The following is an 18,409-nucleotide window of genomic DNA, read 5'->3' as shown; positions in this document are numbered from 1 at the left end:
GTGCCTATTTTATATTGTCAGGTTCTATTCACGGGCTATGGACTATGCTGTTGATGATTTAAATTTTTAACCACTATGGAGTTATTATGAAAACAGTAGGATATGCAGCAAAAAGCCAAGGTTCTGAATTGACAGAGTTTTCTTTTGAGCGCCGCGATTTACGAAATAACGATGTAGAAATTGAAATTTTATACTGTGGTGTGTGCCATTCAGATTTACACGCCGTACGAAATGATTGGGGTGGCAGTGACTATCCGCTAGTACCTGGGCACGAAATTGTTGGTAAAGTTATGTCGGTAGGTAGCGACGTTAAAAAATATAAGCAAGGCGACACAGTTGCTGTGGGTTGTATGGTTGATTCGTGCCAAAGTTGCGATCAATGTGATAACGACGAAGAACAATTTTGCCGCGAAGGCATGGTTGGTACTTACGCAGGCAAAGACCGCGTTAGTGGTGAAATGACCCAAGGTGGGTATTCTAAACATGTTGTTGTACGCGAAGAGTTTGTACTTTCTGTACCAGAAAATTTAGACCTTTCTCGCGTTGCACCGCTACTTTGTGCAGGTATTACTACGTATTCGCCACTTCATAAGTGGGGCGTAAAAAAAGGTAGCCGTGTTGGTGTTGTTGGTCTAGGCGGGCTTGGTCACATGGCCGTTAAAAATGCAGTTGCAATGGGCGCAAGCGTTACGGTAATTGGTCGTAGTGAGTCTAAAAAAGATGATGCGGTTAAATTGGGTGCTCAGCACTATTTAGTGTCATCTAATGATGACGAAATGAAAGACTCGCAATCTGCCTTTGACGTCATTATAGATACAGTCCCTGTAAAACATGATTTATCTATTTACACACCGCTACTTGATGTAGATGGTACATTAGTTATTGTTGGCCAAGTTGGCCCTGTAGATGAGCTAAGCACGGTGCCACTGTTAATGGGTCGCCGTCGTATTGCAGGCTCACTTATTGGTGGCATTGCACAGACGCAACAAATGCTCGACTTTTGTGGTGAAAATAACGTGCTACCTGAGTGCGAAATGATCAACATTGACGAAATTAACACGGCATACGAGCGTATGGAAAAATCTGACGTACGATACCGTTTTGTTATTGATATGGCATCGTTAAACGCTTAATTTCACCTAAAAAGAGCCGCTAATTAGCGGCTCTTTTTGTATTTTAAATTAACCAGGACTCAGTTAATTAGCTGCTTGCGCTGTTGGTTGCTGTTTGTTTAGTTGTAAGTAACTTAATAGCCACATACCCAAACCACCTAAAAACAATGCAGCTGCTACGTAACCTGTTTGATTTGGTGCAGCACCTTGCGCTATTGCAATTCCGCCAACCCAAGGACCTATAGCATTGGCAGTATTAAATGCGCACTGTACTAAGGCACCAATCATAGCGTGGCCTTCGGGCGCAACATCCATTAAAAGCGTTTGAATCAGCGTAGCCAAGCCCACACTGCAACCAATAAAGAAGATCACCGCGTAAAGAGCCCAAATATTATGGCTTGCCGTTACATATGCAAAGGCAAATACAATAGTACATACAAGCGCAAGGCCAGTCGTTTTAATTGCTGATTTATCGGCAGCTTTACCCAGTACATAGTTACCGAGTGTACAACCGATACCAAACATTACCATTGCGATAGAAATAGTATACGGGGCTGTTTTTGTTACCACTAATATGGTGTCGGCAATGTAAGTATAAATACAAAACACCCCGCCAAAGCCAATAATTACAATACCCAAAATGGACCAAACCAGTTTATTTTTAAGTACGCCAAACTCATTTAGTAAGTTAGAAGGCTTAGCGTTATCTATATTTGGCACTACTTTATAAACAAAAACAAAAGCAATAAAGGCCAGTACTGCAGCGCCAGCTAAACAATAACGCCAACTTAAATTTTGACCTACAAGTGTAACTATAGGCACGCCAACAATAGTAGCCACAGTTAAACCCATAAACACCTTAGACATAAAGCTAGCACGCTTACCTTTTGGAGCAATATCTGATGCTAATAAAATAGCAGCACCAAAATATGCACCATGAGGTAAGCCACTTAAAAATCTAAATATTACAAGCTGCTCAAGCGATGTTGCCATCGCGCTTAACCCGTTTGAGATAAACATTAAGCTTATAAAAATGAGCAATGCTTTGCGCTTTCTCATATTAGCAGTGGTAAGCATTAAAATAGGCGCACCCACTACAACGCCAATGGCGTAAGCACTAATTGCATAACCACTTTGTGAGGGCGTTGAGCCAAATGTTTCGCTAATTAGTGGCAGCATAGGCATCATCGAAAACTCAGATAATCCTAAAATAAATGTGCCAAGTGCTAATACGAGTAAAATAGCGGTTCTGTTAAGTTGACTAGATGCCGACGTTACATCTGATGTCATAGATGATCCCTTAAGATTTAATTTTAAAAGTGAAACAGCACAATAAATTCTGAATAGAAAATATTATATGTATGCTTAAATTTTGGTGTGAGAGGGTAGTCTGTGAGAGTGCTATTTTAAGTTAAAAAAAGTACAGAGTCATGCATAAATTAGTGTTTTTGTTAGGTTTTTAAAATGTTAATTAGAAGAAAATACTACTTAAAATTTATAAAATAAAAAAACTATTTATAAAGCATGCATCTATAAGGTGTTAAATATTCGCCGAAAGGTTATTTAGAGCTTATATTTACAGTATAGTTACATATTTGTTTAACATTATTCTGCTAATGTTTTTACTAATTTACTCCTTAAGGTTTTTATATGTTTGGTATTTCTAAAAGAAACGCAAAAATTGAAGAAATGGAGCTTCAATTAATTCAAAAACAGTCTATCTTGTCGGCAATTAACAAGCATGTGGCTTATATAGAGTTTACACCGGAAGGAATAATATTAGACGCAAATCAGTTATTTCTGGCTACTGTTGGTTACAACAAAGAGCAAATAATTGGCAAGCACCATCGCATATTTTGCGAACCTGAATATGCAAAGTCAGACGAATATAGCCAATTTTGGCAAGCATTAAAAACCGGAGATTCTAAATCAGGATCGTTTTTAAGATACAAAGCTAATGGCGATAAGCTTTGGCTTGAGGCAACTTACTTTCCTGTAGATGAGCATGGCGTAGTCACTAAAGTGATTAAAATAGCCTCTGATATTACGACTAGTTATATACAACGAAAGGCACAAGAAGCGATAGCTAGTGCACTCGATAAAGCATTGGCTACAATAGAGTTTACCCCACAAGGTAATATTTTAAGCGCAAATCAAAACTTTTTAGCAACAGTAGGCTACAGCTTAAAAGATATTGTAGGTAAACATCATAAAATGTTTTGTACTGAAGTGTTTTATGAGAAAAACCCACACTTTTGGAATGAATTAGCGCAGGGGCAGTTTAAGTCAGGAAAATTTAAACGTATTGCTGCCGACGGTTCAGAAATTTGGCTAGAAGCTACTTATAACCCAATATTAGATAGCAAAGGTAATGTAATTAAAATAATTAAGTTTGCATCAAATATTACTGATCGTATACACAATAATAATGCAGTAACTGAAGCCGCTGCAATCGCGTATGAATCGGCGGTAGCTACAGCGCAAACCGCTAAAAAAGGTTCTGAGATACTACAAAGCTCTGTTGCAAACTCAGATGCCATTGTAAGCCAAGTTCTTAAGTCAGTTGATTTAATTAAAAATCTTAATGAACAATCAGCTGTAATAGGCTCCATTGTTTCTACAATCAGCAGCATTGCTGATCAAACTAATTTACTTGCACTCAATGCTGCTATTGAAGCTGCACGTGCTGGTGAATACGGTCGAGGTTTTGCTGTAGTAGCTGACGAAGTAAGGCAACTTGCAGCCAGTAGGAGTAGTTCAACTAATGAAATAGCGACCGTTGTTAAAAATAACCAAGAGCTCACTAATGATATATCAAGGCAAATTACGTCGGTTTCAGACTCTTCAGAGCAAGGCCGAGAGCTTATTGCGAATGTATCTGAGGTTATTAAAGAGATTGAGCGAGGGGCTGATATTGTCTCTCAAACAGTCGCTGAGTTAAATGTATAGAACTTATCTTATTTATACCAATCTACAGTAATACTTAATGAACTTGGGAGACTAAACCTGACTTTGTTAAAAAATTCTGACATGTGTTTGCAAGAGTAATTACCTAGAGCAACTAAATAAGGAGGTTTTTTATTACATCATTGACCCAATTTATTATCTCAAAATTGACCTTTTAATTAAATAAATTGGTACCAACAAAATAGTTGGTACCAATTTATTTTACTTATTTAAATTCTCTTCAAAAAAAACAGCCATTCTTGTATAAAACTCGGTGCGATTTTTTGGCTTATGATAGCCGTGCCCTTCATCTCTAACCATTGACTCGTAAGGGTAACTTATTCTATCTAGTTCATTAGTTAAAGCTTCATATTGCTCCATCGGGACCCTCACATCATCTTTACCATGAGCAATAAACAGCTTTGCTTTTATTTTATCAACGTTGAAAGATGGTGAGCGATTTTGCATATCTTCTAAATCGGTGCCATGCACCATATCTAAATATTTTCTGCCAGATTCTCTAGTCGGAATATCGCCACTTTTCTTCATCTCCGGTATTGAATAAACACCTACGTAGCCAATTGCACATTTATAAAGATCTGGCTCTCGGACAACGCCCATTAATGCGGCATAACCACCATAACTTCCACCATATATACAGATTCTGTTTTTGTCTGTTATTCCTTGGTTTATTGCCCAGTAAGTAGCGTCTGTGACATCATCTTGCATTTCACGCCCCCACTTTTTATAACCACTTTTTTCAAATTCATTTCCATAACCACCAGAGCCTCTGAAATTTATTTGAATAACGGCATAACCTAATGACGCGATGTATTGCACCTCTTTATTGTATCCCCAAAAGTCTCTTGGGCCATGAGGGCCGCCATGAGCCACTACGATAGTAGGTAGGTTTTTATCTGCAAGCCCTTTTGGTATTGTTAAATACCCACTTAAATCTACGCCATCACGAGCTTTAATTTTAAATGGTTCCATTGTTGATAAACTTTTTTTATCGATTTCAGGTGAGCTTGAAGCAATAAATGATGCTTGTTTTTTTTCAATATCATATAAATAAAATGTAGTTGGAGTAGTATCTGCTTCTACTTTAAAAACAGCTAAGTTTTTACTTTTAGAGTGGCTTGTGAATTCTAATCTATAGTTTTTAAAAGTGTCGCTTAAGCTTTTATAAATAGCGTTTTCATCGTTTGAATCAAAGTACTTATATTGAGGGTAATCAGGGTCAAAAGTTACCCCAATTACATTACCTTGAGGCCCAAAAATTGCGTCTGTAATATTTACGCTATCGTTTGCGGCGAGAAGGCTAAGTTCTTCATTGACTAAATCAAGAGCATAAATTGCAATTGTTTTTCTTCCTGAATCATTGAGTATAAAAGCTTTATTACCTTTTAAGTTCATTCCTAGAAAATTCAGTCGATCGCCTTTATTGTAATTTAATTTCTTAAGATCTAAAGACTGCCACTCGCTTTTAACTGTCTTTCTAAAATAAGCTTTAAGGTCACCTTTACCTAGCTCTTGTTCTTTATCTTCTTTGTAGCTGAATGCTATTCGTGGATTACCACTAATATCTGTAGTTATACCAAAAACATCTTCTTTTGGCTGACCTGCTACATAGTCCATTTTCCCGTTATAAATATTAAGTTTATGAACTTTTACTGCAAAATCGTCATTATAGTGGCCTTTAGTGACTAGAATGTTTTCTTTATCGTTTGGTAATATACTGATTATATTAATAAAAGAAGTGTTTGAAAATAAAATTTCTCTGCGGTTAGAACCATCAAAATTAGCTGCAACGTAATAAGGACGACTTCCTTTTGTATCTAAGTAGCCTACAGTTTTGGCGACTGACATCATAAATCTTTCGTCGTTAAGCCAAGTAACCGTTTGTATTTTTTGATATTCTCCGAAAGAAAATGCGGCAGTCGTTTTACCTGTATCTTTTTCTAGAATAACTAGCTTTACTTCAGTGTCTTCATTATAAGTTATAGAATAAAATTGACCGCCAGGAGATATTTTCACTTCAACATAACCACTTACATCAAAAAAATCTTCTAATGTATTTTTACTATGTAAATTAAAGCTTAATATCATTAAGCACAAAGCTATAAAACTTCTTGTTAACATTTCACTTCCTTTTTTACAGTGTTCTTGTGTTTTTAGTAACCTTTATTTAACAACTCTATTTTATTGTGTTTTTCCTCTTTTTTCCTCTTTTTTGTGAATTTAATTGTAATGCTTTGTAAATTAAATATAAATAAAATACTTTTAGCTATTGTAAAGTGAGCTGTATTTCTGGGAGTTAATTAAAAATATAACTAAATGTAATGGGCCTTATGTTCTGCCATTAGTCAAAAATTAATAAAATAGATAAAATTTTCACTCCAATTTTTTAATTAAACCTAGGTCGATTCGTATAATAAAAGCACTTAAGATCATGCTAATTTGATAAAGTGCGACAATATGTCGCGCTTTTGCTTTTGTAGTTCACACTATAATTACGCCAATTATTACAGTGGCATAAATTAACAATGGTTTATAAAAGCAAAACTCAAAAAACTTACTTACTTTCCCCTGTCGCACTTTTTATTAGCTGTGTGCTATCTCCTTTTGCATTTGCCGACGATACGTCTTTAGAAGTAATTGATGTACACGGACATGCTCAAAATAAGCATTTAGCACTTGGTTCCTCAGAATCGTTATTAAGTGACTTAGGTGTCGACTTTTCAGCTGCGGGCGGCGTATCTAACCTCCCTATTTTAAATGGTTTAATGGGCGACAGAGTTAAAGTGTTAGTTGATGGTGCAGATGTTACCGCTGCATGCGCTAATCATATGAACCCGCCACTGTCGTATATCTCGGCTAATCAAATTACGTCTTACAATGTGGTTGCAGGCGTGTCGCCAGTGAGCGCGGGCGGCGATAATATTGCTGGCGTAATAAGCGTTAATTCTATTTCACCAGAGTATAGCAATAGCAATGAATTAGATTGGCACTCAGGCTATGTGTCAGCAAAGTACAGTAGTGTTGATAACGGACGTAAACTTGGCGTAGGTGCACGTTTAGCAAGTGACACGTTTAGCCTTAATTATCAGGGGTCGTTTAGTGATGCAGATAGTTATGAAGACGGTAACGGCGATGTAGCATTAGATACATTGTATCGAGCACAAAATCATAGTTTAACTGCCGCTATGCGCGATGATAAACAGCAATTAGTTATAAAGCTAACGCATCAAAAAATCCCGTATCAAGGATTTGCAAATCAGTATATGGATATGACCGATAACACCAGTTACGGTGCAATAGCTCAATACAAACGCTCTTTTGATAACAGCGAGCTTGAAGGGCAAGTTAACTGGCATAGCGTAAAGCACGAAATGGGTTTTTTCAGTGAAGAAAAAACAGGCATGATGCGAATGAAAACCGATGCACAAGATATAAGTACGCAGCTTAAATGGCGTATCGCGCTTAATAAAAGCAGCAGTATTTTACTCGCTCAAGAATATTACAATTACCGCATTGATGATTGGTGGCCAGGTATTGAAGGCTCAACCATGATGGGACCAAACGATTACGTAAATATAAATAATGGCAAACGAGAGCGCATAGCAGCATTTGCTGAATATGAGAGCCAAATAAATACAAAACTGTGGTTAAACGCAGGCGTACGCATTGAAAGTATTAATACCCAAGTAGGTGAGGTTCAGCCTTACAACGACGGTATGAGCATGATGGATATGGACGATATGAGCGATATGGGCAGTATGGAAAGTATGACCATGAGCGATACGTCTACAGATAATACAGTTGCTGCACAGAACTTTAATGCTGGCGACAGAGATAAAACCGACACTATAGTTGATGCTAACTTATTAATTAACTACCAAATAACAAATTATGATGAGCTGCAATTTGGTCTTGCCCGTAAAAACCGCGCGCCTAATTTATACGAGCGATACAGCTGGGGCGTAAGTAATATGGCAACCACCATGATTGGTTGGTATGGCGATGGTAATGGCTATATTGGTAACCCTGATTTAGGCGTTGAAACAGCGCATACTTTAAGTGCTACTTATATTAAGCAGGCTAAAGATGATGGTTGGCGATTAAGCACCAATGTTTGGTATACAGATGTGAATGATTATATTGATGCTGATATTGTAAGAAGCTTCAATAGTTATGACTTGGACAACACAGCGCGTAACATTTTGCAGTTTACTAATGTAGATGCCATTTTATATGGTGCAAAAATAGATTTAACAGCCAACATTTATGAATCTAAGCAATTAGGTAACTGGCAGTTACACGCTAATGTTACTAATACCAGAGGTAAGCGAGACGATACTAACCAACCGCTTTATCAAATTAAACCACTGCAAACCCAGCTAGGTATTAGCCAGCAAATGGGTCGATTTGAAAATGCGTTATCTTGGCAGTGGGTAGATACTAAAACACGTGTAGATAATAATCGTTTTGAAAACCAAACAGACAGCTACAGCTTGGTTAATTTAAGCTCTAAAGCCACATGGGATTCATTAACGCTAAGCGCAGAAGTGAGTAACGTGTTTGATGAGTACTATCAACTCCCACTAGGCGGCGTAAGTATTGCGGCACTTAAACAAGATAGCAGCAACGGGTTTGAACAACTTGCTGGGCAGGGCCGTTCATTTAATGTAAGCATTAGTTACGCGTTTTAACTAAATTAAATTTTAAAATAAAGTAAAAGCCATAACTGTGTTATGGCTTTTTTCATACGCTTTAATATGTAAGCCGTAAACTTATTTTTATGAAATATTTGTACGCAAAAAGCGTTCTATTAAGCACGCTTGTACTAATTTTACAGCGTTATTTTAAGGCAATGCAGTAAAAAGCAGTAACTTGTTCATCACCCAATGATTAGGAAATACAGTGTTTAAGCAATTTAAAAATAAAGTGATGGGTGCGCCAACAGCTATGGCCGGTTTAGCTTTGGGTATTGCCAGTATGGGGTGGACATGGGAAAACGTTTTTAATTTAAACTCCCAAGGGCAATTTTTGGGAGCGGTACTAGCTGGCGTATTAGTTTTACTTTTGGCTGCTAAGTTTTTACTGCACCCTCATTTATTAAAAGCCGATTTAGCACACCCAATTGCAGGAAGTGTGATCCCTACATTTGCAATGGCTAATCTTGTTATTTCAAACTCAGTTGGGCAATTTAGCTCATTAGCTGGCGACATTATGTGGGTTTTAGCTTTTGTGCTGCATCTCACATTTTTGGTGAGTTTTTTATACCAGCGAGCAAAAAAGTTTAACTTTGAGGATATGGCGCCCAGCTGGTTTGTGCCGCCAGTGGGGATAATTATTGCAGATGTTACTTTTTCGGGAAATCCGACATTAGCGTGGTTAGCATATAGTGCGTTAGTTATTGGTATATCAACGTACGCTATAATGCTGCCAATTATGTTTTATCGTTTTTTATTAGCATTAAAAAGTGACTACGAAATACAGCCAACACTTGCCATTTTAGCTGCGCCTGCCAGTTTAACATTAGCGGGGTATTTTCATGTTGTAGCTAATCCGTCACTTGTTATAGTGGGGGCATTATTTATATTAGCGATAATAAAAACACTGATTGTATATGTGTTATTTATAAAGTTATTAAGCAGACCTTTTACGCCGAGCTACGCTGCTTTTACATTTCCAATGGTTATTGGGGCAACTGCATTATTTAAAATGGCTGATTGGATGCAAAGTATAAACCTCGCAATGCCATATGTAGATACAGTTAATTACTTAGCTACGTTTGAACTTATAGTTGCCACGGCAGTGGTATGTTTTGTAAGTGGTCGGTACTTTTGCCACTTTAAATTATCAAAGCAACAGGTAACATAAAGCTACTCTTGGATTACCTGTGGCTCATTACTTTCTTGTTCAGCTAGTTTTTCGCGCTCAGCTTTTGATACATAAGACGGTTTGTTGCTTTTATGCAATTTAGCGTTAGTGCGTTTATCTTTCTTTTGAAATTTAGTGACGATTTTTTTACGACGGTTCACAATTAAATACTCTCTTAATTTTAAGTCGCGCATTATACAGTCATCCTCATAAAAGCTGCTATATAAATATTTAACATGAACTCTGGGCAATAGATTTACTTGGCCTATTGCAAGTAAGTTCAACGCAGTTAGCGCTGAAAATAGCTGCTTGAGATAGATTTATTATCCAGAGTTTCGGTTATTTACCTTAAGTTACCTGTGTGTTTGGCGTAAAGAGCTATAAGTAGGTACTTCATAGCGTTATAATTACCGCTCTTAGTTATTAATTAAATGGGAATTGTTTTGAAAAAGTTAGCTTTAGCCAGTATTGCTTTATTTGCATTTGGCGCACATGCGCAGTTAAATAAAAATATTGATAGCGTTGCCGATTACGCAGTAAATACCTACCAAAATGCTCAAATACACACACTAACTAACTTAGTGGCTTTTCCGACGGTTAATAAAAGCGACATTACAGCCCCTCAAAATCCCGATTTTATTGGCTTTAAAGCACTTTTAAAAATGAAAGCCGCAGAGCTTGGTTTTGACTACCAAGATTTAGGCTACACCGTATTAATTGGTATGGGCGAGCAAAGCGAAAAAGTAACGGTAGTAACCCACGGGGACGTGCAACCTGCTAATGCAAGCAAATGGAAACAAAGCCCTTTTATTATTGATACATCTGAACCGGGTAAATTAGTTGGTCGTGGTACGGAAGACGACAAAGGTGCAATAGCAACAGCGCTTTACGCTATGAAAGCAATTAAAGATAAAGGCATAACCCTTAATAACCGTATTGAGCTTATGATTTACCTTGCTGAGGAGTCTGATTGGGGTCCGCTTACTCAATTTATGAAAACGTATGAACAACCAAAATATGCAGTAACGATTGATGCATCATACCCTGTAGTGGTAGCCGAGAAAGGCTGGAGCTTAATTGCACCTACTTTTAATGCAACATCACCACAGACGGGTTTATATGTAAAGGATGTAACTGGCGGTGCGTTTAGAAGCCAAATTCCAGAAGATGCAAGCTTAGTTTTGCACAATGCAGACGCGGCACTTATTAATACATTAAAAGCAAAAGCTAAAACATTAAATAAAGTTGAATTTAACTTTAGTGAAAAAAGTAATGGTTTAGCAATAAGCGTTAAAGGTATGTCGGCGCATTCATCTGAGCCGGAGTCGGGTATAAATGCTATTGCTTATTTAGCTGAGTTATTTAAAGGTGTGGAGCTTGAAAATAACAGTGACGGCGAGCTAATCGGCTTTGTGAATCAGTTAATTGGTTTAGATATTCATGGTAAACAATTTGGCGAAATAGCTTACAAGCACGACTTTATGGGCCCAATGACAGTGGCACCAACAGTTATTGAACGCGATGGTAATGCGCTAACACTTGCTGTAAATGCACGTCGCCCAATGGGTAAAGACGAAGCTGTATTACAAAAGCAAATTGATGATGCACTCGCTAATTGGCAAGCTACTAACAATGTAACACTTGCTAACATAGAAACAATTATTGGCACACCTATGCTACTTGATGGCGCGCCGCATGCGCAAAAGCTGCTTGATATTTTCAAGCATTTTACGGGCGACGAAAAAGCTGACTTTGTATCAATAGGTGGTGGCACTAACGCAAAGCTGTTTGATAATGCGGTATCGTTTGGCCCTTCAATGCCAGGTAAGCGCTACACAGGTCATTCAGAGCATGAATTTATGACACTTGAGCAACTTGAACTGAATTTACGTATGTACACAGCAATGATGATAGAGCTAGGTAATATGTAGTTTAAACGTACTTAGGCTCAATAAGGTTTAATAATAGGTGTTGAGTACTAATCAGCACCTATGTCCTTAAAATTTACCTCAGGCAAGTTTTCAAAGCTTGGTTTGGCAAATAAATACCCTTGCATAAGCTCAACACCTGCGTTTTTAAGCCACTTATATTCTTCTACTGTTTCAATGCCTTCAGCTAGTGCGGTTATGTTTAAATCGCGAAACATATTTAAGCAATGAGTTACTATTAGTTGGCGTTTTTTGTCGTTGTTAATATCGCGTATGAGCGCCATATCCAGCTTGATAATATCTGTTTGAAAGTCAGCCAGTAGATTTAAACCAGAATAACCTGCACCAAAGTCATCGGTGGCGGTTTTAAATCCGAGAGACTGATAGTAATCAACAATGCGTTTAATGTGTGCGGTGTCTTCTATTTTTTCTACTTCAGTAAATTCAAACATAATATTTTGAATTGGGAAGTTATACTTTTTTGCAGCTTCTAGTGTGGTGCGTATACATCGCTCTGGTTTATAAATAGCATTAGGTAAAAAGTTAATGCTTAGTATTGATGTTATGCCCAGCTTTGCGGCTAGTTGAATGGCTTTAATACGACAAAGCTGATCAAATGCATAGCGGTTGTCTTCATTCACTTTTGAAATAATTGAATAAGCAGACTCGCCATTTAAACCTCTAACCAATGCTTCATAGCCATAAATTAGGCGAGTTTTACAGTTTATAATCGGTTGAAAAGCCATAGAAAAATCAAATTCGAGATCGTTAGCGTCAGCACAATTACTACATGTCACTTTTTCACAATCTTTTGATTTTTCGATAACTTAGTTCATCCTCTTATGTTTATTTTTAAAGTTAGTTGAGGGTAGATGCTAACACAAACAGATTAAAGTATTAGTTTATATTTTTTTTAACGTAATAAGTAATTATTTATATGTGAGTGATATTATGACTAATGTCATGCTATTTAATGACATTTGGCAGGGGTTTACATTTCGTTTTTATATAAAAATAGATTTATACATTAACAGGAGGATAAACATGAATACATCAACAACAATATTTCAAAGTTTTAAACAGTATGCAGTTGCTTTAGTGTTTTTAGGATTAATTAATTTAATTACATCACCAAACACCTTATGGGTGATTTGGCCCGCGCTAGGCATGGGGATCGCTTTATTATCTGAAGTCTTAGGTATAAGCAGCTCTAAAAAGGTATCTTGATGATTAGGGTCTGTTGATCTTTGCGGATTAAAATTTGTTCAAACTAGGGGCTATTTAATCGCGGCGCGAGGTTTGTAACCTAGTGGGCTAAGTAAAAACCGAGCAACAAAGAGTAAATAGCCCCTAGAAAGAACCCTTTGGGCAGCGCCTGTTTGGCATTAATGCTACGTTATCGCCCATTTATGGGGAATAACCACACTACATAGGCTCTGCCTTGCCTAAATACCAAACAGACTGCTGCAAATTTAACCTTGAAAGATCAACAGACCCTAGTAAGCCAAGTAATAATTTACTTGGCTTTAATTTAATGTGTTCTACTTATAATAGTCTAAACCTAAATAGTTAAAATGCTGATTGAAGTGTCGCATCTAGTGATATTTCGGTATTTAAGAGCTTGGAAATAGGGCAGCTCTTTTTAGTTTGCTCACATAAGGCTTGAAACTGCTCGTTTTGAATATCATCAATACGCGCTTTTACCTCAAGGGCAATATGCGTTACTGAAAAACCGTCATCTACTTCATCAAGGCTTACAGTGGCTTTAGTATCAATTTTATCTGCGGTAAAGCCTGCATCACCTAATGCAAGCGAAAGTGCCATACTAAAACATGCACTGTGAGCTGCACCTACTAATTCTTCAGGATTTGAGCCTGCCTTATCTTCAAAGCGGGTATTAAAACCATAAGGTTGTTTGTTAAGCGCGCCACTTTGAGTTGATATGCTACCTTTGCCTGTTTTAATGTCGCCAGACCATGTTGAACTTGCCGTTTTTTTAATCGTCATCATCTTCTCCTTGCTAGAGTGTAAGCTTTTCAGGTTAGATAAGCGTTATTTACAAAATAAGCTTACATAAAGCCTTAAAAGCACTAATTACAGATGATGCTGCAAAATAGGCGCCAGTTAATTGTTATCCCTGTTTATTTCGTTTACAGCGCTCTGAACAGTAAATAACGTTATCCCAGTCGCGCTGCCATTTTTTACGCCACGTAAAAGGTTTATTACAAATAGGGCATATTTTCTGAGGTAAGTTTAGCTTTTTGTGCGCCATGCTTACTTAGCCTTACTGTTACTTTTAGTGTTATTTTTTACTTGGGTTGTTTTTGGCGTAGTTGCTACGTGCCTTCTAAGAATTTTCCCTATGGCGCGTTTAACATCGGCTCGCTCACGGTATTGCCATAAGCGCTCGCGTGCTTCTTTTGAAGCCGCTGTTAAATCAAGCATGGGTTCAGGGTAATCCTCCCCTAACTTAAAGTCGTTAAAGAGTGCTTCCATCGGAGTTTGCTCCCAAGGCTGATGTAAATATTCAATAGGGAGTTTCTCAAGCTCTGGGCACCACTTTTTAATAAACGAACCTGTAGGGTCTTGATCTTCTGATTGTTTAATTGGGTTGTAGTGCCTAATGGTATTAATACCTGTGACCGAGGCTTGCATTTGAATTTGCGGATAATGAATCCCTGGCTCAAAATCTAAAAAGTAATTAGCGAGCGGAAAGCTTGCTTGCTGCCAACTTATATTTAAATGATGCGTGACAAAGCTTACAAGCATGGCGCGCATTCTAAAGTTGATATAACCGGTGGCTTTTAAGCAGCGCATGCAAGCGTCAATAATGGGAATACCTGTTTGACCTTGCGCCCAGCGTTCAATATCGTTTTTCACTCGTTCATCATTACGATACGGAAATACGTGATAACCCGGATTAAGGGCTAAAAACTCCATAGAGCACTCGCTTTCAAACTTTTGCATAAAGTGGCAGTGCCAATGCAAGCGCGATACAAACGCTGCTAGTGAGCGTTTCCAACCTCTTTTGTCAGGGTGTTTTGAATGATATTCATCAATGGCCATTTGATACACTTGCCTAAGGCTAATGTTCCCCCACGCTAAATACGGGGAAAGCCGAGAGCAGTGGGTTTGGCTTAAACTTGGGCTCGATATTCCTTTTTGATAACCTTTACCACGCTCGGCAAAAAAGCTCTGCATTACAGTTCGCGCATGCAGTGGGCCACCTTGTTGAAAGCTGTCGTGATCTTGCGTGTAAGCGCTAGGCAGCTCAGGTGCTTGATAGTTATTAAGAGTAATTGTTTTTATACTCTTCCAATTAGGAACAGCAATAGGTGCTTGCATTGTTTGCTGCCAGCGTTCGTTCCAATTATTACGATTTTTTTTGCCGCGAATTACCGCGCCTGTTTGCGACTCTTGCCAATTAATGTGGTTATGCTGGCACCATGCTTTTATTGCCTTATCGCGCTCAAAGGTGTTGTTTAAGCCTATTTCTTGATGGCTAAAAATATTAACTATTTCAAACTGCTTCTTTAACGATTCAAGTAAATCGTTCATATTTAAATTAAATATATAAACACAGGCGTTAAAACGCGCTAGCTGATTATTTAACTCAACTATTGATTGATATACAAAGCGCCAGTGCCGCTCATTGTAGTGTGCATCTTCGAGCAGTAATGGCTCAAAGTTATAAAGTAACAGGGTCGGTAAGCCATTACTAAATGCATTTTTTAATGGTTGATGATCGCTAAGACGTAAATCACGTTTAAACCACACGATGTTTATTTTCATATAATTGGTTTATTGCTTTAAATAGAAATAAAAATTAACTTGTTATTTAATTGAGTTAGCCAAACCTATACGTAACTACCTTGAATTAAGATTTAGTTTTAATGTATTAAAAGGAAATGTATGTTTTTAGATCTCACCGAAAATACTAACCAAAATGTTTACTCTTACTTAGTAGGCGGTATAAGCCCACGGCCTATCGCATGGATAAGTACATTAAATAGCGAAGGTATTGCAAATATTGCGCCTTATTCATTTTTTACTGTGGCTAGCTGCAAGCCACCTGTTTTAAGTGTTACGCAAGTAAACCCTAGTGATAAAACGAATAAAGATACGCTCAGTAATCTAATGGCAACTAAAGAATGTGTGGTTAATATAGTTAGCCAAGAGCTAGTTGAAAAAATGAATCAAAGTTGTGCAAATTATCCTAGTGATATAAGCGAATTTGATGCAGCAAACATTGCCCAAGCTCCAAGTAAGTTAGTTAATACGCCAAGTGTTGCCGATTCAAAAGTAAGGTTTGAATGTAAGTTACGCGAAGTTATTAGTATTTCAAATGAGCCTGGCGGCGGAAAAATGATGTTGCTGGATGTAGTGGGTATTTGTATAGACGATGAAGTGATGAGTGGTGGCTATATTGACCCTGAATTATTAAATGCAGTGGGCAAAATGGGCGGCGATTACTTTAGTACAACCAAAGATAAGTTTTTGCTTAAAAGGCCACAGTTGTGAAATAATCGTTTACTTAGGAATACAATAATAAAAGGATTTACGAATGTTTAAGTTCATTTTCACTTTGTTAATTGCTTTGCAAAGTTTTGGCTCTTTTGCCACACAAGATAAAAAACTACCTATAGAAGTTTTTGCAGGCTTAAAAGATTTTAGCCAAGTTAAGCTATCTCCCAATGGTAAGAACCTCGCTTTTGTAAGAAATCATCAAGGTACTTTAATCTTAATGGTTAAAAACTTGGAGACGGGGGTTACTACACCAATTATAAACTCAAATAACCATACAGTGTTTTTTGATTGGTATAACTGGGCAAATGATGACGTACTATTACTTGGTGCTCGCTATATAAAATATCAGTTTGGCGGAGTTAAATATACATCAACGCTTATGTATGCGTATAACTTTAAAAATGATAAAGGTCTTAAATTAGCTTTTAAAGCCAACACAGTAAGAGATGAAATCCAGCCACAATATTCAGACCGAATTGTTAGTTTTTTACCTGAAAAAGAAAATAAAATTTTAGTTCAAGGGGATTTTAAAATAGCAAATACCCCAGCAGTTTATGAGTTAGATTTAACCACATTACGTAAGACCCAAATACAAAGGCCACGCAGTAATGTTGTTACTTGGTTTGCCGACAGGCAAGGTAAAGTTCGTATTGCAAAAAAAATGGACGATACGCAATTTACTTACGATTATTTTGATGAGAATAAACAGTCGTGGGAAACTTTATTTGATTATGAGGTTTTTAGTAAGCAAAGTATTTCTATATTAGGGTTTGATAAAGACTCTAATTTTTTATACATCACTGCGTTACATGAAGGGCGCGATGCATTATTTAAACTCAATTTAACGACTAAAGCTCGCGAGCTAATTTACAGTAATAGTAAATATGATTTTGATGGGTCTATTTTTTATTCACAACAAACTGGCGAAGTTGCAGGCTTTACTGATTCCCATTTAGATGATGGTATTAAATATTGGGATAAAGACTTAGATAAATTACATCGTTCTTTGCGCGTATCGCTCCCTAAAGATGAATATAAATTAGACATTGTAAGTACCAGTAAAGATCAGCAAAAATATATACTCTATATTAGCTCAGACAAAACGTCGGGTAGTTATTTATTTGGGGATAGAGTAAAAAAGCAGGTGAGTGCAATTGCTGATGTTTATCCGCAAATAGATGCCTCTGTATACAGAGGCAAAAAGCGCATTAGCTACAAGGCAAGAGATGGCTTGAAAATAGAAGGCTATCTAACTCTACCAGTAGAATATAAAGAAGGTGATAAGTTACCAACAATTATATTTCCACATGGCGGCCCCATGGCAAGGGATTATGCTAATTTTGATTACTGGACAGCTTTATTAGCCTATAACGGATATGCTGTTTTACAGCCTAATTTCCGTGGTTCGAGTGGCTATGGGCACGACTTTTTAATGCAGTCAATCCAAGGTTTTGGTTTGGCTATGCAAGATGACTTGCAAGACGGTGCAAACTGGTTAATTGACCAAGGAATAGCACAAGCAGATAGCATTTGTATTGGTGGTGCTAGCTATGGTGGCTATGCAGCGTTAATGGCTGTAATTAAGCACCCAGAAACGTTTAAATGTGCAGCTAGTTTTGCTGGGGTAAGTGATTTACAGTATTTAGTGAGTAAAGCACGACACTTTACAAACAAAAATATCGTTAGAAAGCAGTTTGGAACTGATGATGATTTACTAGAAGCTAATTCTCCAGTGAATTTTGCTAAAAAAATAACAAGACCAATATTGCTTGTACATGGAACTGACGACAGTGTGGTACCTGTTTATCATAGTAGAGAAATGCAGGATGAACTTGATGATGAAGCAAAAGATGTTACTTATATTGAGCTTGAGGATGGCGATCATTACTTATCTTATCAAGAGCACAGAGTTAAAACTCTTCAGGCATTTTTAGACTTTTTTGATAAACATTTGAAAAAAAATAAATAGCCAGACTCCAGTTAAATAGCAAAAAGACAACTTAGGTTGTC

At 37.3% G+C, this 18,409-nt stretch carries 15 protein-coding genes; 8 read left to right on the top strand and 7 right to left on the bottom strand.

Features of this window, described 5'->3' with window-relative positions; all coding sequences use genetic code 11:
* Nucleotides 1-86 precede the first annotated feature (86 nt).
* Entirely contained in the window at nt 87-1,133 is a 1,047-nt protein-coding gene (locus QT16_RS06290; RefSeq protein ID WP_002958143.1) for an NAD(P)-dependent alcohol dehydrogenase, read from the top strand.
* 63 nt (nt 1,134-1,196) lie between these two features.
* Here QT16_RS06290 and QT16_RS06285 read toward each other — a convergent pair whose 3' ends face one another.
* Nucleotides 1,197-2,402, bottom strand: a complete 1,206-nt coding sequence (locus QT16_RS06285; protein WP_039487205.1) for an MFS transporter — start codon at nt 2,400-2,402, stop codon at nt 1,197-1,199.
* 360 nt (nt 2,403-2,762) lie between these two features.
* On the opposite strand from QT16_RS06285, the gene QT16_RS06280 reads away from it, so the two are divergent.
* Nucleotides 2,763-4,061 carry a methyl-accepting chemotaxis protein gene (locus QT16_RS06280; protein WP_039487203.1) on the top strand — a complete coding sequence of 433 codons (1,299 nt, stop codon included), beginning with the start codon at nt 2,763-2,765 and terminating at the stop codon, nt 4,059-4,061.
* Between the two features lie 219 nt (nt 4,062-4,280).
* On the opposite strand, the gene QT16_RS06275 is transcribed toward QT16_RS06280, so the two are convergent.
* Nucleotides 4,281-6,200, bottom strand: a complete 1,920-nt coding sequence (locus tag QT16_RS06275) for an alpha/beta hydrolase family protein (RefSeq protein WP_039487201.1) — start codon at nt 6,198-6,200, stop codon at nt 4,281-4,283.
* A 404-nt stretch (nt 6,201-6,604) separates the two neighbouring features.
* Between QT16_RS06275 and QT16_RS06270 the strand changes: the two genes are divergently transcribed.
* Together QT16_RS06270 and QT16_RS06265 are read left to right on the top strand one after the other, a co-directional pair.
* Complete coding sequence (locus QT16_RS06270) at nt 6,605-8,770, top strand: TonB-dependent receptor (protein ID WP_039487200.1); 2,166 nt, start codon at nt 6,605-6,607, stop codon at nt 8,768-8,770.
* Nucleotides 8,771-8,981: 211 nt separating this feature from the next.
* Complete coding sequence (locus QT16_RS06265; protein ID WP_039487199.1) at nt 8,982-9,944, top strand: TDT family transporter; 963 nt, start codon at nt 8,982-8,984, stop codon at nt 9,942-9,944.
* A gap of 2 nt (nt 9,945-9,946) precedes the next feature.
* Here the strand turns inward: QT16_RS06265 and QT16_RS06260 are convergent, their stop codons facing one another.
* Nucleotides 9,947-10,138 (bottom strand): DUF2986 domain-containing protein, encoded by a 192-nt coding sequence (locus tag QT16_RS06260; protein ID WP_039487197.1) that lies wholly within the window; start codon nt 10,136-10,138, stop codon nt 9,947-9,949.
* A 249-nt stretch (nt 10,139-10,387) separates the two neighbouring features.
* Between QT16_RS06260 and QT16_RS06255 the strand changes: the two genes are divergently transcribed.
* Entirely contained in the window at nt 10,388-11,875 is a 1,488-nt protein-coding gene (locus QT16_RS06255; protein ID WP_039487193.1) for a dipeptidase, read from the top strand.
* 47 nt (nt 11,876-11,922) lie between these two features.
* On the opposite strand, the gene QT16_RS06250 is transcribed toward QT16_RS06255, so the two are convergent.
* Nucleotides 11,923-12,669: an EAL domain-containing protein gene (locus QT16_RS06250; RefSeq protein WP_238719425.1), complete on the bottom strand. Its 747-nt coding sequence runs from the start codon at nt 12,667-12,669 to the stop codon at nt 11,923-11,925.
* Between the two features lie 247 nt (nt 12,670-12,916).
* Between QT16_RS06250 and QT16_RS06245 the strand changes: the two genes are divergently transcribed.
* Nucleotides 12,917-13,099, top strand: a complete 183-nt coding sequence (locus tag QT16_RS06245; RefSeq protein WP_002958152.1) for a 2TM domain-containing protein — start codon at nt 12,917-12,919, stop codon at nt 13,097-13,099.
* Between the two features lie 342 nt (nt 13,100-13,441).
* On the opposite strand, the gene QT16_RS06240 is transcribed toward QT16_RS06245, so the two are convergent.
* The 3 genes from QT16_RS06240 to QT16_RS06235 form a co-directional block, all read right to left on the bottom strand.
* The gene (locus QT16_RS06240; RefSeq protein ID WP_039487188.1) at nt 13,442-13,879 is read right to left on the bottom strand and encodes an OsmC family protein; all 438 of its coding nucleotides are present in this window, start codon (nt 13,877-13,879) and stop codon (nt 13,442-13,444) included.
* 124 nt (nt 13,880-14,003) lie between these two features.
* A complete protein-coding gene (locus QT16_RS20560) occupies nt 14,004-14,144 on the bottom strand; it encodes a DUF2256 domain-containing protein (RefSeq protein ID WP_002958154.1) in 141 nt (46 codons plus the stop codon).
* A 2-nt stretch (nt 14,145-14,146) separates the two neighbouring features.
* On the bottom strand, nt 14,147-15,664 hold the full coding sequence (locus QT16_RS06235) for a cryptochrome/deoxyribodipyrimidine photo-lyase family protein (protein WP_039487186.1): 1,518 nt from the start codon (nt 15,662-15,664) through the stop codon (nt 14,147-14,149).
* 120 nt (nt 15,665-15,784) lie between these two features.
* On the opposite strand from QT16_RS06235, the gene QT16_RS06230 reads away from it, so the two are divergent.
* Complete coding sequence (locus QT16_RS06230) at nt 15,785-16,393, top strand: flavin reductase family protein (protein WP_039487183.1); 609 nt, start codon at nt 15,785-15,787, stop codon at nt 16,391-16,393.
* 43 nt (nt 16,394-16,436) lie between these two features.
* The gene (locus QT16_RS06225; protein ID WP_024598254.1) at nt 16,437-18,368 is read left to right on the top strand and encodes an alpha/beta hydrolase family protein; all 1,932 of its coding nucleotides are present in this window, start codon (nt 16,437-16,439) and stop codon (nt 18,366-18,368) included.
* The last annotated feature ends 41 nt before the right edge of the window (nt 18,369-18,409 follow it).

Origin of the sequence: Pseudoalteromonas distincta (genome assembly GCF_000814675.1) — a bacterium.
Classification (GTDB): domain Bacteria; phylum Pseudomonadota; class Gammaproteobacteria; order Enterobacterales; family Alteromonadaceae; genus Pseudoalteromonas; species Pseudoalteromonas distincta.
This window is presented reverse-complemented; position numbering and strand designations above follow the sequence as displayed.

What these genes read in the sequence shown, in the direction of transcription:
- QT16_RS06290 (WP_002958143.1), top strand. Translation starts at nt 87, where the DNA reads ATGAAAACAGTAGGATATGCAGCAAAAAGCCAAGGTTCTGAATTGACA.
- QT16_RS06285 (WP_039487205.1), bottom strand. Translation starts at nt 2,402, where the DNA reads ATGACATCAGATGTAACGTCGGCATCTAGTCAACTTAACAGAACCGCT.
- QT16_RS06280 (WP_039487203.1), top strand. Translation starts at nt 2,763, where the DNA reads ATGTTTGGTATTTCTAAAAGAAACGCAAAAATTGAAGAAATGGAGCTT.
- QT16_RS06275 (WP_039487201.1), bottom strand. Translation starts at nt 6,200, where the DNA reads ATGTTAACAAGAAGTTTTATAGCTTTGTGCTTAATGATATTAAGCTTT.
- QT16_RS06270 (WP_039487200.1), top strand. Translation starts at nt 6,605, where the DNA reads ATGGTTTATAAAAGCAAAACTCAAAAAACTTACTTACTTTCCCCTGTC.
- QT16_RS06260 (WP_039487197.1), bottom strand. Translation starts at nt 10,138, where the DNA reads ATGCGCGACTTAAAATTAAGAGAGTATTTAATTGTGAACCGTCGTAAA.
- QT16_RS06245 (WP_002958152.1), top strand. Translation starts at nt 12,917, where the DNA reads ATGAATACATCAACAACAATATTTCAAAGTTTTAAACAGTATGCAGTT.
- QT16_RS06240 (WP_039487188.1), bottom strand. Translation starts at nt 13,879, where the DNA reads ATGACGATTAAAAAAACGGCAAGTTCAACATGGTCTGGCGACATTAAA.
- QT16_RS20560 (WP_002958154.1), bottom strand. Translation starts at nt 14,144, where the DNA reads ATGGCGCACAAAAAGCTAAACTTACCTCAGAAAATATGCCCTATTTGT.
- QT16_RS06235 (WP_039487186.1), bottom strand. Translation starts at nt 15,664, where the DNA reads ATGAAAATAAACATCGTGTGGTTTAAACGTGATTTACGTCTTAGCGAT.
- QT16_RS06230 (WP_039487183.1), top strand. Translation starts at nt 15,785, where the DNA reads ATGTTTTTAGATCTCACCGAAAATACTAACCAAAATGTTTACTCTTAC.
- QT16_RS06225 (WP_024598254.1), top strand. Translation starts at nt 16,437, where the DNA reads ATGTTTAAGTTCATTTTCACTTTGTTAATTGCTTTGCAAAGTTTTGGC.